The following is a 14,352-nucleotide window of genomic DNA, read 5'->3' on the forward strand; positions in this document are numbered from 1 at the left end:
CCGGGGTAATCGTATTTTTCCTGCAGATTGACACGGTCCGCTCAAGAATCGCTAGGCGCGACAAGCACTTGCAAAACCGCCCCTTCCAAGCGTCTTGTGCTTTCGGTGCAAGTTGACACGCTTCGGCCTGCCGCAGCCTTTCACGCCGCCGGGGCCTCGAACGCCCCACCGATCTGCTTCGCTCGGCGAACGTCGTCCGAGTGCAGGTACATCGAAGTCGTGGAGAGCGACGCGTGCCGCAGGTTGTCCCGCACGGTTGTGAGTTCGGCGCCGCGCTGCAGCGCGTGGGTCGCGTGCGTGTGCCGCGTCCAGTGCGGTGTTGCCCGCCTCAGCTTCTCGGCCAGCGCGGGGTTCGCCTCCGCGAGGACACCGGCAGCGGTGGCGAAGAACCTCTTCACGATCGCCCACAGCCGCTTGGATGTGATGCCCGCCTCGCCATCGAGGCTGCCGAGCAACGGCGTGGCGGGGTCCCACTTCGCTGGCGTCACCGGAAAGCCTCGCTGAGCCAGCTGCCGGTCAAGCACCCCACGGGCCATCCCCGGCAACACGACCTTGCCGGACTTGCTGCCTTTGCCAACCACGTGCAGCCAGTGATCGCCATGCGCATCGACTTCGATGGATCCCAGCGTCGCGCGAACGAGCTCGCCGGCGCGCAGTCCAGTGCAATAGCTGAAGTCGATCACAAAGCGAAGCCGTTGAGCAGCGCCAGGCTGCCAGCCGTACGACCACTCCAAACCGTCGGCGACCGTCCTCAGGAGCTTCCACTCGCCTTCGGAAACACCCTCGTCGTATCCAAGGTCGCTTGCTTGGCACCGCGCACCTTGATGCCGGCGAATGGGTTGGCCAGGACATATCGCCGCTCGATCAGCCATCTGAACATCGAGCTGAGGACGGATAGCGCATAGCCCCTTGAGCGCGTGGACAAGCAACCCGCGAACGGCCGCCACTCGGCAGCGGTGCGAGGTGATGCCGGCCCCACCCAACGCTGCCTCGGTGAGGGTTGCCGCAAAAACGCCCGATAGGCCACGGCATCCTCTGTGGCCAGCGATGACAGTGCGACCCCGCGCTCGACGATTGCCCACAGCATCAACCGCTCCGCTTCCTTGCGATAGGCCCGCAGCGTCGCGGGCGCCTCATGCAGCGACAGCCACGCCTGGACTGCTTCGTAATCGTTGTTCGCTCGCAGGACGCACGACGCCCGCGGCGCGCGATGCAGGCCCATGGTGCCGTCGACCTCATGCGGCACGACGATCTTCTCCCATGGGACCACGTCGTCTGGTGCAGTGGTCACCACCAGCGCGCGAGCGCGATCGGAAAGGTCCGGATGCGCGGCGAAGAAGGCTTCGATCTGGCGAGCGCCAGAAACACCGAGTCCGGCGATGCCCACCCACCAGCGCCGGCGGCGCGGCACTCGAAGCGTGAGATCGGCCAGTGTCCTGATGCCGGCCGCCCGCAGGGCCGTGACGACCCGCGGTGCAAGCCAGCGATCGACGCCATCGCCGATCAGCGGGACTGGAACGGCAGCAGTGCGCAGCAACTCGAGGGCGGTCGCCACCGCGCGCGCCGCACCTGGACCTTGCGGGCGGGCCCGGTGAAGTGATTGGCAAGATCGTCTCGATGGCGGGACCTGGCGAAGGCCGCGATGCGTCGACGGATCGCCCCGACGATGCCGCGCGAGGACTGGCCGGCCAACCGGGTTTCGCCCAGGTACCGCGCGACTGCCTCTCTCGACGACAGACCCTCGTGCCAGGCCCGCAGTGCTGACAGGGCCGCAGCATCCGGGAGCGACAGCGGGGTTGCGGTTACAGACCGGCCGGTTTTCACGCTTGTCAGTTTAACTCTCTGGCGTTGCTACACCGTTAAGGTTAGTTATCGGCATAGTGATGCCAAGCATGTTCGATTTCGGGCACGGCAGCACAAGCAGCTTCACCGTCAAGCCCTGGGTGGAGGAGCTCAAGGTGCGGCAGCTCGATGAGACTGTGCGACCGATTCAACGTCACCGCAGTTTGATACCCCGCGGAGCCGGACCTGAACGTCGGCCACCTCGTGTGGACCGGCCGGCCATCGCTTGATTCTGATCGGCGGCACGCGGCCACTTGCTGACATTGGGAGCGGCGCCAGTAAGCCGTCGGTCATCCTTGGCCGATCTCTGCTATGTTGTGTCATAGCCGACGTGGCCCTCACCGCTGCCGCGTGATGTCGAAGCAATCCTTTCAGGGGTTGGCATGACAGGTCTGCGAGCGCAATTCGGATCGCGGGCTTGTTGCGCCGGCGGCCGCCCCCGTCGTCAAAGAGTCAGCGATCAATTGGCCAACCCGGAATGCGTCCTCGACGCAGACGAGTTCCATCCGTTGGTGCACGGATCGCGGCGCGGCCGAGGTCGACGCATAGAAATTCACGTGACAACAGAACGAGCTGCGAATATTCGGCGCCGCTTCCAGCAGCGGTAGCGAGACGACGGCACTTGTCGGTTCAACGTCTCGAAGTCCCTCAGGCGTCACAGTCAAAGAAACCGAAAGCCCGGTTGCGGGACAACGTGAGAAGACCCGCGCAGTCTTGCCGATCATCCCCGGGAACATCAAGGCGTCGAGCGCGCACCAGGTGTAGAGACGTTGCCCGTCGACCTCGAATGCATGTGCTGTCTCGCGCAGGGTGATGCCGTAACCGATGACATTGCCATCGTCGTCATACTCTGTGCACGGTTCTTGTTCGAGCAGTGCCGTCAGTCGCTCGGCGGACCAGCCGAGTGTTGCCGCGAATGCGTCCCTTTGCACTGGGTGCCCTTTGACGAGCTCGCCCAGAAGCGCGACAAGCAGTTCTGCGCACCCCTCTGAACGCTCGGCCGGCATGAGGCGTGCAGCGACCTCGGTGGCATAGCTTGTCAGTTCCATGGAGGTCTCATTGGGTCGATGCCATCGAGCCGCGTGTGGACTGTGTCAGCCTGCGCAGCACGACAGCTGCTTCACGTCCTTGGTGAAGGTTTGCGCGGCCAGCTTCAGGCCCTCCACCATCGTGAGATAAGGGAATAGCTGGTTGGCTAGATCGTGCACGGTCATGCGGGCACGGATGGCGATGGCTGCGGTCTGGATGATCTCGCCGGCTTCCGCGGTGACCGCTTGCACGCCCAGCAGCCGGCCGGAGCCCGCCTCCGCCACCAGCTTGATGAAGCCGCGCGTGTCGAAGTTCACCAGCGCACGCGGCACGTTGTCCAGCGTCAGCGTGCGACTGTCCGTCTCGATGCCGGCCAGATGCGCTTCGGCTTCGGTGTAGCCCACCGTGGCTACCTGAGGGTCCGTGAACACGACAGCGGGCATCGCGCCGAGATCGATCTTGGCGTCGCCGCCGGTCATGTTGACAGCCGCTCGGGTCCCCGCCGCGGCCGCGACGTACACGAACTGAGGCTGATCGGTGCAGTCGCCGGCGGCATAGATGTTCGGCGCGCTCGTGCGCATGTGATCGTCGATCAGGATCGCGCCAAGCTTGTCGAGCTTGACGCCGGCAGCTTCCAGATTCATGCCACGCGTGTTGGGCGTCCGCCCCGTGGCGACGAGGAGCTGGTCTGCGCGCAACTCGCCGTGGTTGATCGTCAGCACGAATTCACCATCCACGTGGGCTACTTGGCTGGCCTGCGTCTGTTCCAGCACCTGAATGCCTTCATCACGGAACGCTGCGGTCACGGCGGCGCCGATGGCAGGGTCTTCGCGGAAGAACAGCTTGCTGCGTGCCAGGACCGTGACTTGGCTGCCAAGACGCGCAAAGGCCTGCGCGAGTTCCACCGCCACCACGGAAGAACCGATCACGGCCAGGCGCTTCGGGATCGAATCGCTCGCCAAGGCTTCGGTCGACGTCCAGTACGGCGTGTCCGCCAGGCCAGGGACGGGCGGCACCGCAGCGCTCGCACCGGTGGCCACCAGGCAGCGGTCGAAGGCGACCGCCTGCTCACCACCGTCAAGCAGCGCCAGGGTCAGTGTGCGGTTGTCTTTGAATCGCGCTGTGCCGTGCATCACCGTGATCGCCGGGGTGCCATTGAGGATGTTCTCGTACTTGCCGCGGCGCAACTCGTCCACGCGGGCCTGCTGCTGCCCGAGCAGGCGGTCGCGCCGCACGGTCGGCGCCGTCGCGGACACGCCGGCGTCGAACGGGCTTTCGCGGCGCAGATGCGCGACGTGCGCGGCGCGGATCATGATCTTCGACGGCACACAGCCGACATTGACGCAGGTGCCGCCGATCGTGCCGCGCTCGATCAGCGTGACGCGGGCGCCATTCTCGGCAGCCTTGAGCGCCGCCGCCATGGCGGCACCGCCACTGCCGACGACCGCAACGTGAAGCGGTTGGCCGTCGGCGGCCGGCCGCACAGCCCCGCCGAGCCATTGACGTGCCTTGCCGAGCAGCCCTGACGCTTGCTCGCCCGGCACGTCGGCGTGCTTGGCGCTGTAGCCAGCCGCTGATACTGCGGCCGTCAATGTCGCCGGCGACGTGCCTTCGTCGATCATGAGCTTGGCCAAGCGGTCCGGATACGACACCGAGACCGATCGAACGCCGGGCACATTTTTCAACGCATCGCGGACGTGCTCGGCGCACGATGGACAGGTCATGCCTTCGATTTGCAAGCTGGTCATGCAGTGACTTCTTTCTCTCTTGGGTTCAACGTACCGTGCTTTGCGGCAACTCGCATGAGTCGGGGGGCACAGCGGCGGTGCGCCGGTGAGACCAGATCCCAGATCGACACGCCGACCATGATGGCCAGGCCCGTATACAACAGCCGGGCCGTCCACCACTGACCGAAGAACAGGAGCATGGCTGCCAGCACCATGGCCGGTCCCACCATGCCCAGCAGCGTGCGATGCCACTGCCGATGACTGAACCAGCCCAAGCCGTTCGCGACCAGGGCGATCGCCGCGAATAGCGGCAGCAGCTTGGTGATGAACAGACCTTCGTACTCGCTCAGGAAGCCCAGGCCCACCGCCGCCCCGAGGCTCGCGATCGCCGGAAAGCACGCCGCGCAGCCCATCGCGGAGACGACGCTGCCCAGCGCACCAGCCTTGTCGACGATGCGCGTCACCAGTCCCATGATCGGAGGGTCCTACTGCTTGGCGGTCGATGGGTAGCCCGCGTCCGCGGTGGCCTTGGTCAGCGCCTGGACGTTGGTCTTGGCGTCATCGAACGACACGACGGCCTGCTTCTTCTCGAAGCTCACCTCGGTCTTGCTCACGCCCTGGACCTTGCTCAGCGATTGCTTGACGGTCAACGGGCAGGCGGCGCAGGTCATGCCCGGAACCGACAGCGTGACGGTCTGCATAGCAGCCCATGCGGGCGCGGCAAAGGCGGCGATCAGGGCGACCACGGGCAACAGCTTCTTCATGATGGAATCCTTTCAGTAGAACAGGGGCAGTACATAGGGAAACGCGAGTGCGACGATGACGAGCGCGGCGACAATCCAGAACACGACTTGGTAGGCGCGCCGCACCTGCGGCACCGCGCAGACCTCACCGGGCTTGCAGTCCTGCGCCGGCCGAAAGATGCGTCGATAGGCGAAGAACATCGCGACCAGTGCCGCGCCGAGGAACAGCGGGCGATAGGGCTCCAGCGCCGTTAGATTGCCGATCCAGGCGCCGCTCACGCCCAGCGCCACGAGGACCAGGGGGCCGAGACAGCACGTCGAGGCGAGCAGCGCGGCAAGGCCGCCTGCAACGAGGGCGCCACGACCGCTTGTGGGTTCTGACATTACGCTCATCCTTTCAAGTCCTTTGGGAACCGCGTAACCTTACTTCCGTACTTGTGTACGGAGTCAAGCGGTATGGGTATGCAGACTGATAACTTAAGCATTGGCGCCTTCGCCGAGGCTGCCGGCGTCAACGTGGAAACGATCCGGTTCTACCAGCGCAAAGGGCTACTGCCGGAACCGGACAGGCCGTACGGCAGCATCCGGCGCTACGGCGAGGCCGATGTCGCGCGTGTCCGGTTCGTCAAGTCAGCGCAGCGCCTCGGCTTTAGCCTAGACGAGGTTGATGGGCTGTTGACGTTGGACGACGGCGCGCACTGCGACGAGGCGCGCCACCTCGCCGAGCAGAAACTCATCGATGTGCGCTCCAAGTTGGCTGACCTGCTGCGCATCGAGTCGGTTCTGGCCACCTTGGTCGACGACTGCTGCGCGAGCCACGGCAGGGTGTCGTGCCCACTGATTGCAGCGCTTCAGGAACAGCCAACGCTCCCATGACAGCCAAGCCATGGACGCAGATTCAGAACGAAGCTGCGACCCTCGATCTGCCGCAGCCCGAAAAAGCCTCGGGAGGCTGTTCATGGGCACCCAGGGCGGGGTGCGCGCAGATTCCGTGAATCCCCCCGAATCGAGCGTCTGCTTCTATTCGCTGCGTACTTCCGCAGTGGGTCGCTGGCCGGTGCACAGCGACCGACTGCGGATGGCGGCTGAGCCCCACATAGCCGACCCTCGGCGGCCCGTGTCAACAACCCATCGCCGACCGGTCGCACGGCAAGGCCCATCATCGACCGCGCCCGGCAAATTGCAGACCCTCACGAGAGTCCACTGAATTTGCTCGTTCGCGGCGGCCATTCACAGACCCCTTCGTACCCGTGCAATCGCATTGACAGGACTGCACTCACATGCAACGCTTCCCTCGCCATAACGCGAATTGGATCATCATGCATGTCAGGTTGTGGATGGCGGCAATTTGGGACTCGGCGCCGAGCCGCCACATCGCTGTCGCGATGGCACTCGCACTGGGATCGCATGCCTTCGCCGCGGAACTGAAGGTGATTGCGCCCAACGCGGTGAAGGAGACCGTGACCGAGATCGCCAAGCGTTTCGAGCGCGAGTCGGAGCATCGCGTCGTGTTCACCTGGGCAGGGTCGGAGACCATTAGCAAGCGCACGGCTGAGGGCGAAGTGTTCGACGTTGTCATCAACGCCGCCCAGAACATCGACCGGGGTGCGACAGACGGCAAGCTGGTACCTGGCTCGCGCGCCGACTTTGCGAAGTCAGGGATTGGCGTGGCGGTCCGCTCGGGGCTGCCGCGCCCAGACGTGTCGACCGTCGATGGGTTGCGCCAGGCCTTGATCAAGGCGAACTCGATCGCGATTTCGTCCGGCACCAGCGGCCGCTACCTTGAGTCGCTGTTCCGGCGGCTGGGCGTGGCTGAGCAGATCAAGTCGAAAATCGTCCAGCCACCATCAGGCGCGCAGATCGGTGAATTCATTGCCCGGGGCGATGCCGAACTCGGGTTCCAGCAGGTAGCCGAGCTGCTGCATGCAAAAGGTGTGGAATTCCTCGGCGCACTTCCCCCCGGGGTCCAGAGTTACACCGTCTGGTCCGCCGGGCTGCATGGTTCTTCCACACAAGTTGAGGTCGCGCGCTCGTTCATTGCGGCACTGAAGAGCGCGGAGTCGGCTGCGGCGATCAAGACGACCGGTATGGAGCCGATGTAGTTTCGCTGCTGAGGCGCGACTGTAAGTTCGCGGTCAGTCTCGACAGCAGTCCTTCGGTGTGTTCGCATGGCGGCCCAACGTCAGCCGTCAGCGAGTTTGAGGGACAGGCAGCCCCCGGCCATCATCAGGCGGCCACGAGCGGCGGCTGTGATGTGATCCAAACGATTCATCGCACCGGCTGAATCCATCGAGCCTTATGCTGGCGCCCCGATTCGCATTTTTTGGCTGCGCGACCGAATGTCCAGATTCACCCAGACCCAGATCAACACCCTGTACGAAGTGATCGCAGCACGCCGCGACATGCGGCACTTCCGCAGTGACCCGCTCGACGAGGCGCTCATGACGCGCCTGCTCGATGCGGCTCACTGTGCCCCCAGCGTGGGCTACATGCAGCCGTGGCGTTTCATTCGCGTGAGGTCCGTCGAAGTGCGCCGCAAAATGTTGGCGCTCGTCGAAGCAGAACGGGTCGAAACAGCGAACGCGCTCGGCGAACGGCAACATGAGTTTCTCAGGCTCAAGGTCGAGGGGATGCGTGAATGCGCGGAGATTCTCGTCGCCGCACTCTGCGACAAACGCGAGCAGCATGTCTTCGGGCGGCGCACGATGCCTGACATGGATCTCGCTTCGGTCGCCTGCGCGATTCAAAACATATGGCTTGCCGCGCGCGTAGAGGATGTCGGCATGGGCTGGGTCTCGATGTTCGATCCCGAGGCATTGCGGGACTTGCTCCGGATGCCGTCAGGCAGCCGCCCCGTGGCCATCCTCTGCCTGGGGCGAGTCGACGAGTTCTATCCCCGGCCCATGCTGGAGACACAGCAATGGCGGACTCGCGCCGATCTCGCGAGCCTGGTTTTCGATGACTACTGGCGAATGGACGACAACGAACATGTCGACTGAACATTCGCTGTGCGCCGTCCAGCCATTGCGTGTGGGTCGCTCACGCGCAATGGTGGCCGCGGGGCTGTCGCATCCTCTGTGCGGTAGCCAGGGTCGCCTGCGCCTGGGCGAGGTCATCTGGTGCGCCGAGCGGGTGTTGCAGATCGGCGATGCCAAATAGGCGATTCGCCAGTTGCGGCTTGTCCACGCGCAGGGCGAGGCGCCCGGCTGCCAGCACATGGTCTGCCGGCGTGGAGTCGGGCAACAGAGCCATCCCGAACCCACCGGGCGGCCAGCGTCCAGGCAGGCCTTGGCCACCGCAAGGAGCTGCGTGGCATTCCTGGCGAACGCCCCCGGCCTGACCATCAAGGCGCGTCGCTGTTCTGCGGCCTGGATCTTGCCGTCTGCGAGCACGGTCTCGATGGAACGGCGGGCGATGGCAGGCCCGGTCATGGATCCGCCCAGCTCATTTACCCGAGACGCGGGCGGGTGAAGCGAACTCGACACCCCGGCGCAGCAGGTAGATGTCCATGATCCAGCCCTGTTCGGCACGGGCCGCTGCGCGAGCCTCCAGTATGAGCTCGCCGGTGGTGGCCAGCGGCCCTGCCAGGAGCAACTGCTGCGGCATGCCGAGGTAGGCGCCCCAGTAGATGTGCAGGCCCTCGGGCGCAAGCCTCTGGAAGGAACAGGTGCCGTCGAGCATCACCACCACCGTGTCCACGCCTGCCGGCCAGCCGCCATCACGCAACTGGCGTCCGGTGGTGATCAGCACCGGCGCAGCCAGCGTGTTGAGCGGGATGGCGTGTGCGGCGGTCAGCAGTTGCAGGCTGGTCAGGCCGGGGATCACCTCGACGCGCAGCGCCAGTCCATCGGCCCGCAGGCGCTCGGCGATGCGCAGGCTGGAGTCGTAGAGCGACGGATCGCCCCAGACCAGCAGCGCCACGCGTCCGCCTTGTGGCTGGTGTGCGGCGATCAATTGCGCCCAGGTCGCGGCAATCGCGGCGTGCCAGTCGTGGACGCCATCGAGGTAGGTGGCCGCCTCGGCGTCGCGCACGGGCAGGTCGAACTCGACGACCCGAGCCGGCCCGGTGAGGTGAGTCGCACAGACCGTGCGCCGCAGGTCGGCGAGGTCGGCCTTGTTGGCGCCCTTTCGCGGGATCAGGATCAGGTCGGCGCGGTTCAGCGCGCCGATGGCCTGCAGCGTCAGATGCTCGGGGTGTCCGGTGCCGATACCAATCAGCAGCAGGTCGATCATCGGCAGGGCATGCATTGGCGACCCGCGCCGAGATCAGGCTGCGCGGTGCAGTCGCGGCGTCACGAGCACCGTGCTCCCCAGCCCGGGGAGCCCGTGCAGCGCCTTGGCCCCGGCCAACGCGGCCAGGTCGATCAGCGGCTCCAGCAGCACGACCGTCATGTAGGCCAGCCCGAAGCTCCCACGCCTTGCAGAGTCTCTGCACCGAAGCCGCGGCCGAAGATCGTCCAGAAGGCCACCCAGGCGACGATACCGCCCTGGAACACCACCGACATCTTGAGCACATGCGAGTAGCCCAGGTCGACATACGGAATGTTCGCCGGCAGCACCCGCTTGGCCACGGCTTGCATGACGAAGAGCGCGGCCAGCAGCGTGGTCACGTTCATGCCGTATTGCGGCAAGTCCTGCGGCTCGAAGAACAGCCCCTGGACAGCCAGCCCCACCGTCAGGCCGACGGCCGTCGGCGCCGCGCCTAGTAACAGGAACAGTGACGAACCGAGGATCAGATGCACCTCGGACACGCCGACAGGCACGTGCGGGAAGACCTCGAAGAAGACGAATACGAGCGTGGCGGCGATCACGCTGCGCAGCAGGAGCGAGACCGCTCCCTCCTGGCGGATGTGGGCCAGGGACAGCCGGCCCGCGTAGAGCGCGCAGGCAGTGGCTGTTGCGTAGGAGAGCACGGTCTTCGTGCCATCCACGATTCCGGGTTCCATGTGCATGGTGCAGTTTCCTTGGGCGTGGGGCACCAGCGTGTGGTGCCGGGTTGGGGATCGGAGGTTGGGTAGTCTTCTGAGCTTGCTGAGAGGGAGGTCATGCAAGGTTGGCCGCGTGGTCAGGCGCGCGGCGAGCCGTCGGACGCTGTGGTCGGCCTGAAGCGCCGTTCGTAGTCGCTTGCGTACAGGCGGCTTTCGGCAAAGCCCTCGGCGGCCAGCGCGGGTCCGACGAGGATCAGTGCCGTGCGCTCCACGCCATTGCCCATTGCGGCCTCGATGGTGGCCAGCGTGCCACGGACGATCTGCTCATCGGGCCAGCTCGCGCGGTAGACCACGGCGACCGGGCACGCGGCACCGTAGGTCGGTGTCAACTCGGCCACCACCTCGGCGAGCCTGTGGATCGACAGGTGCACGGCCAGCGTGGCCCCGGTCGCAGCAAACCGGGCCAGGCTTTCGCCGGGCGGCATCGGCGAGGCGCGCCCCGACGTGCGCGTCAGCACCACCGATTGCGCGAGGCCGGGCAGCGTGAGTTCCGCGCCGAGCGCCGCCGCCGCTGCGGCAAAAGATGGAACGCCGGGAGTGACGGTGTACGGGATGCCGGCCGCACGCAAGCGGCGCAGTTGCTCGCCCATCGCCGACCACACCGAGAGGTCGCCCGAATGCAGTCGTGCCACGTCTTTCCCGGCCGCGTGGGCGGCAGCCATCTCGGCGACGATCATGTCGAGATCGAGCGGCGCGGTGTTGACGATGCGCGCGCCGGGTGGGCAATGGGCGAGGATCTCTTCGGGCACCAGCGAGCCGGCGTACAGGCACACCGGGCAGCGGGCGATCAGGTCGCGCCCGCGCAGGGTCAGCAGGTCGGGCGCGCCGGGGCCGGCGCCGATGAAGTGGATGGTCATGGGCGAGTCCTCGAGTGGGGTGCCAGAGTGGCAATGGCGCAGGTGGCCAGGCGATCGGTCGACACCGAGCGCGGGTGCAATAGCTTCGCGGCCGGCCCGCCATGCTTCAGGGCGACGGCCAGTGCCGCTGCTTCGGCCGTGCTGCCGGTGCCTCGCAGCGCGCGCACGGCGGTGCTGTCGGTCAAGGTGGGGGTGGCTGCAACTTGCGCCGGCGCAACAACGCACAGGGGCAGGCCGAGGTCTGTGGCCAAGGCGCGCAGGCAGGGGGCTTCGGCCTTGTCTTGCGCAGCAGCGAGCAATGTGACGGCGTGCGGTGACGTAGTTGCGGGCTGCGCGAGCTCGAGCGCTTGGGCCAACGCATCCCGCAGTGAGGCCAGCGTCGCGCCCCTTCGAAACCCGAACCCGGCCACCATCATCGCGTCACGCTCCACTGCACGATCGGGTAGGCGGCGCGCCAGCCGCGCCGTGTGCCCAGTGGCGCGGCCTCTGACAGTTCGAAGCGAAGCAGGCTGCCGCCCGCGCTCCCCTGCCATGCGGTCAACAGCGCTTCAGACTCCAGCGTCACCGCATGGACGACCACCCGGCAGCCTGCCGGGAGCGCTTGCCACAGATGCCGCAGGAGTTCATCGCCGAGCCCGCCGCCGATGAATACCGCATCGGGCGCAGGAAGGCCCGCCAAAGCCCCGGGCGCGGTGCCGGTCACCAGCACCAGCCGATCGACGCCCAAGCGGTCGGCGTTGCTACGCAGTCGCGCCGCACGTACCGGGTCGGCCTCGATGGCCACGGCCTCACATCGGGGGTGCGCCAGCAGCCATTCGATACCCACCGACCCCGAACCCGCGCCGATGTCCCACAGCCGCTCGCCGGGGCGCGGTGCCAGGGCGCACAGCGCCAAGGCCCGCACACGTTGCTTGGTGATCTGGCCGTCGTGCGCAAAAACGATATCGGGCAGACCCGCGCTGCGCGGCAAGGCCAGACCCGTTCCGGCGACCTGCAAGGCGACGGCCACCGGGTGGCGCACATCGGTCAGGTCGAAGGTGGAGGCGACCGCGTCGCGCCGGCGCTCGTGCGGTCCGCCCAGTGCTTCGAGCACGCTCATCCCGCTGGCACCGAAATCGGCGTCCACGAGGTAGCGTGCCAGCTCGGCCACCGCCGCGCCGTCACGCAGCAGCACCAGCAGTCGCGCGTCCTTGCACAGATGCGGGCGCAGGCGCGCCAGCGGCGCGGCGTGCAGGCCGAGGCAGGTGACGTGTTCCAGCGCCCAGCCCAAGCGCGCGGCGGCCAGGCCGAAGGTTGATGGCGCGGGCAGCGCGTGCCACTCGTGCGCGGCGAGGTGGCGCGTCACCGAGGTGCCGGCGCCATACCAGAACGGATCGCCGGAGGCCAGCATCGCCATGCGGCGCCCGCGCTGTGCCAGTAGCATCGGGATGCCATCGGCGAATGGCACGGGCCATTCGAGTCGCTCGGCGCGGAGGTTTGGCAACAGCGCCAGATGGCGGGCGCTGCCTGCGACCACCTCGGCCGCGTCGAGCGCAGCGCGGCTGGCGGGCGGCAGGCCGTGCGGGCCGTCTTCGCCCAGCCCGATGATCGTCAACCAAGGTGCCTGACCATTGAACTCAGCCATGCGCAACATCCTTGTCCTCGGCGGCACGCTGGAAGCCAGCGCGCTCGCGCTGGCCTTGGCCGAACGTGGCGAACGCGCTGTGTTGTCGTATGCCGGCCGGGTGGCCCAGCCCAGGGCGCAACCCATCGCCGTGCGCGTGGGCGGCTTCGGCGGCGTGCCCGGGCTGGTGCGGTATCTGCGCGACCAGGGTGTGACGCACCTCGTCGATGCCACCATCCGTTTGCCGCGCAGATGAGCGGCAACGCCATCGCGGCCTGCGCGCAGACCGGCGTGCCGCTGCTGGCGCTGACGCGCGCCGCCTGGCAGCCCGGCCTGGGCGACCGGTGGCAGTCGGTGGCCGATCTCCCGGCTGCCGTCGCTGCGCTGGGCGGGCCGCCGCGGCGCGTCATGCTGGCCCTGGGGCGAATGCATCTGGCAGCGTTCGCGGCACAGCCCCAGCATCACTACGTCCTGCGGCTGGTCGATGTACCCGACAGCCCGCCGCCGTTGCCGCAGCACACGACCATCGTTTCGCGCGGTCCCTTCGACGTGGCGAGCGACACCGCGTTGATGCGCGAGCATCGGGTTGACATCGTGGTCTGCAAGAACGCCGGCGGCACGGGCGCGCAGGCCAAGCTGCACGCCGCGCGCGGCCTCGGCTTGCCGGTCTTGATGATGGCGCGGCCGCTGATCCCCGCCCGGCACGAGGTGACCCGCATGGACCAGGTGCTGCAGTGGCTGGGTCATGCGCCGCGTCCTCCGTCGGATCATGCGGACACCTCGGGCGGTGCAGAGCGCGGCGTGTAGATCCACGGCACGCCGCCGTCTCGCGCGATCACCCGCGTCAGGCTGGAGCCGACGATGACGATGGTGCGCATGTCGGCCATCTCGGGCTGCGCGTCGCTCAGCGCAACGACACGGATGGTCTCGTCGGGGGTGGACACGGCGCGGGCGAAGATCACCGGGCGGGTGGGGCTTCCTGCAGCGCCGCATTCCTCGCGCAGCACGGCCAGGGCGCGGGTGAAGCCCTGCGGGCGCGACACCGAGCGCGGGTTGTAGAAGGCCATCGCGAAGTCGGCCTGCACCGCCAGCCGCAGGCGGCGTTCCACCAGCGCCCAGGGCTTCAGGTTGTCCGACAGGTTGATGGCGCAGAAGTCGTGGCCCAGCGGCGCCCCCGCGCGCGCTGCGGCGGCCAGCATCGCGGTGATGCCGGGCAGCACGCGCACGTCCAGCGCGCGCCACGCGGCGGGGCCGGTCTCCACCGCCTCGAACACGGCCGAGGCCATCGCGAACACGCCGGGGTCGCCGGACGACACCACCACCACACGCCGACCCTCGCCGACCATGCGCAGCGCGTGGGCGGCGCGGTCCAGCTCGACCCGGTTGTCGCTGGCGTGCAGCGTGAGCCCGGTGCGTGGCGCCACCCGGGCCACATAGGCAGGTAGCCCACCACGTCGGTGGCCGCTGCCAACGCCGCCGTCACCTCCGGTGTCACCCAGTCCTCGGCGCCGGGGCCGAGCCCGGCGACGACGAGCCAACCCTTGACGCTCCCGTCCATGGTGG

Annotated in this window: 15 protein-coding genes and 3 pseudogenes; 4 read left to right on the plus strand and 14 right to left on the minus strand. The window is 67.2% G+C overall.

Going from position 1 to position 14,352, the window contains the following annotated elements; all coding sequences use genetic code 11:
* Positions 1–140: 140 nt before the first annotated feature.
* From Y694_RS06245 to merT, 6 genes and pseudogenes are all read right to left on the minus strand, one after another.
* Positions 141–1,824, minus strand: a pseudogene (locus Y694_RS06245) (phage integrase family protein).
* A gap of 389 nt (positions 1,825–2,213) precedes the next feature.
* Positions 2,214–2,891, minus strand: coding sequence for an organomercurial lyase MerB (gene merB, locus Y694_RS23195; protein WP_031943551.1), 678 nt, complete (start codon positions 2,889–2,891; stop codon positions 2,214–2,216).
* Between the two features lie 45 nt (positions 2,892–2,936).
* The gene (gene merA / locus Y694_RS06255) at positions 2,937–4,619 is read right to left on the minus strand and encodes a mercury(II) reductase (protein WP_031943550.1); all 1,683 of its coding nucleotides are present in this window, start codon (positions 4,617–4,619) and stop codon (positions 2,937–2,939) included.
* Entirely contained in the window at positions 4,616–5,071 is a 456-nt protein-coding gene (gene merC, locus Y694_RS06260; protein ID WP_051495607.1) for an organomercurial transporter MerC, read from the minus strand. The genes merA and merC overlap by 4 nt, the downstream gene beginning before the upstream one ends.
* Before the next feature lie 12 nt (positions 5,072–5,083).
* Entirely contained in the window at positions 5,084–5,362 is a 279-nt protein-coding gene (merP, locus tag Y694_RS06265) for a mercury resistance system periplasmic binding protein MerP (RefSeq protein ID WP_031943548.1), read from the minus strand.
* Positions 5,363–5,374: 12 nt separating this feature from the next.
* Positions 5,375–5,725 carry a mercuric ion transporter MerT gene (gene merT, locus Y694_RS06270; RefSeq protein WP_031943547.1) on the minus strand — a complete coding sequence of 117 codons (351 nt, stop codon included), beginning with the start codon at positions 5,723–5,725 and terminating at the stop codon, positions 5,375–5,377.
* A gap of 78 nt (positions 5,726–5,803) precedes the next feature.
* Here merT and merR point away from each other — a divergent pair, with 78 nt between their 5' ends.
* The 3 genes from merR (at position 5,804) to bluB (ending at position 8,340) form a co-directional block, all read left to right on the plus strand.
* Positions 5,804–6,217: an Hg(II)-responsive transcriptional regulator gene (gene merR, locus Y694_RS06275; RefSeq protein WP_409072463.1), complete on the plus strand. Its 414-nt coding sequence runs from the start codon at positions 5,804–5,806 to the stop codon at positions 6,215–6,217.
* A gap of 404 nt (positions 6,218–6,621) precedes the next feature.
* On the plus strand, positions 6,622–7,443 hold the full coding sequence (locus Y694_RS06280) for a substrate-binding domain-containing protein (RefSeq protein WP_031943545.1): 822 nt from the start codon (positions 6,622–6,624) through the stop codon (positions 7,441–7,443).
* A gap of 237 nt (positions 7,444–7,680) precedes the next feature.
* Positions 7,681–8,340 carry a 5,6-dimethylbenzimidazole synthase gene (gene bluB / locus Y694_RS06285; protein WP_031943544.1) on the plus strand — a complete coding sequence of 220 codons (660 nt, stop codon included), beginning with the start codon at positions 7,681–7,683 and terminating at the stop codon, positions 8,338–8,340.
* Positions 8,341–8,380: 40 nt separating this feature from the next.
* On the opposite strand, the gene Y694_RS24090 is transcribed toward bluB, so the two are convergent.
* The 7 genes from Y694_RS24090 to Y694_RS06310 all read right to left on the minus strand — a co-directional run bounded on the left by Y694_RS24090 (position 8,381) and on the right by Y694_RS06310 (position 12,810).
* Entirely contained in the window at positions 8,381–8,593 is a 213-nt protein-coding gene (locus tag Y694_RS24090) for a hypothetical protein (protein ID WP_152543394.1), read from the minus strand.
* 192 nt (positions 8,594–8,785) lie between these two features.
* Positions 8,786–9,589 (minus strand): precorrin-6A synthase (deacetylating), encoded by an 804-nt coding sequence (gene cobF, locus Y694_RS06290; RefSeq protein ID WP_031943542.1) that lies wholly within the window; start codon positions 9,587–9,589, stop codon positions 8,786–8,788.
* Between the two features lie 18 nt (positions 9,590–9,607).
* Positions 9,608–9,733 (minus strand): hypothetical protein, encoded by a 126-nt coding sequence (locus tag Y694_RS26675; RefSeq protein WP_310732209.1) that lies wholly within the window; start codon positions 9,731–9,733, stop codon positions 9,608–9,610.
* Positions 9,730–10,293 carry an energy-coupling factor ABC transporter permease gene (locus tag Y694_RS06295; RefSeq protein WP_310732210.1) on the minus strand — a complete coding sequence of 188 codons (564 nt, stop codon included), beginning with the start codon at positions 10,291–10,293 and terminating at the stop codon, positions 9,730–9,732. Before Y694_RS06295 ends, Y694_RS26675 begins: the two co-directional genes overlap by 4 nt.
* A gap of 113 nt (positions 10,294–10,406) precedes the next feature.
* Entirely contained in the window at positions 10,407–11,186 is a 780-nt protein-coding gene (gene cobM / locus Y694_RS06300) for a precorrin-4 C(11)-methyltransferase (protein WP_031943540.1), read from the minus strand.
* The gene (locus tag Y694_RS06305; protein ID WP_197028749.1) at positions 11,183–11,617 is read right to left on the minus strand and encodes a cobalamin biosynthesis protein; all 435 of its coding nucleotides are present in this window, start codon (positions 11,615–11,617) and stop codon (positions 11,183–11,185) included. Before Y694_RS06305 ends, cobM begins: the two co-directional genes overlap by 4 nt.
* A complete protein-coding gene (locus Y694_RS06310) occupies positions 11,599–12,810 on the minus strand; it encodes a bifunctional cobalt-precorrin-7 (C(5))-methyltransferase/cobalt-precorrin-6B (C(15))-methyltransferase (protein WP_036230845.1) in 1,212 nt (403 codons plus the stop codon). The genes Y694_RS06305 and Y694_RS06310 overlap by 19 nt, the downstream gene beginning before the upstream one ends.
* On the opposite strand from Y694_RS06310, the pseudogene Y694_RS06315 reads away from it, so the two are divergent.
* Positions 12,809–13,596, plus strand: a pseudogene (locus Y694_RS06315) (cobalt-precorrin-6A reductase). The gene Y694_RS06310 and the pseudogene Y694_RS06315 sit on opposite strands and share 2 nt — an antisense overlap.
* Here the strand turns inward: Y694_RS06315 and cobJ are convergent.
* Positions 13,557–14,347 (minus strand): annotated as a pseudogene (gene cobJ, locus Y694_RS06320) (precorrin-3B C(17)-methyltransferase). The pseudogenes Y694_RS06315 and cobJ overlap by 40 nt on opposite strands.
* Positions 14,348–14,352: the final 5 nt, after the last annotated feature.

This window comes from Methylibium sp. T29-B (assembly GCF_000576225.1).
GTDB classification, from domain to species: Bacteria; Pseudomonadota; Gammaproteobacteria; order Burkholderiales; family Burkholderiaceae_C; genus Methylibium; species Methylibium petroleiphilum.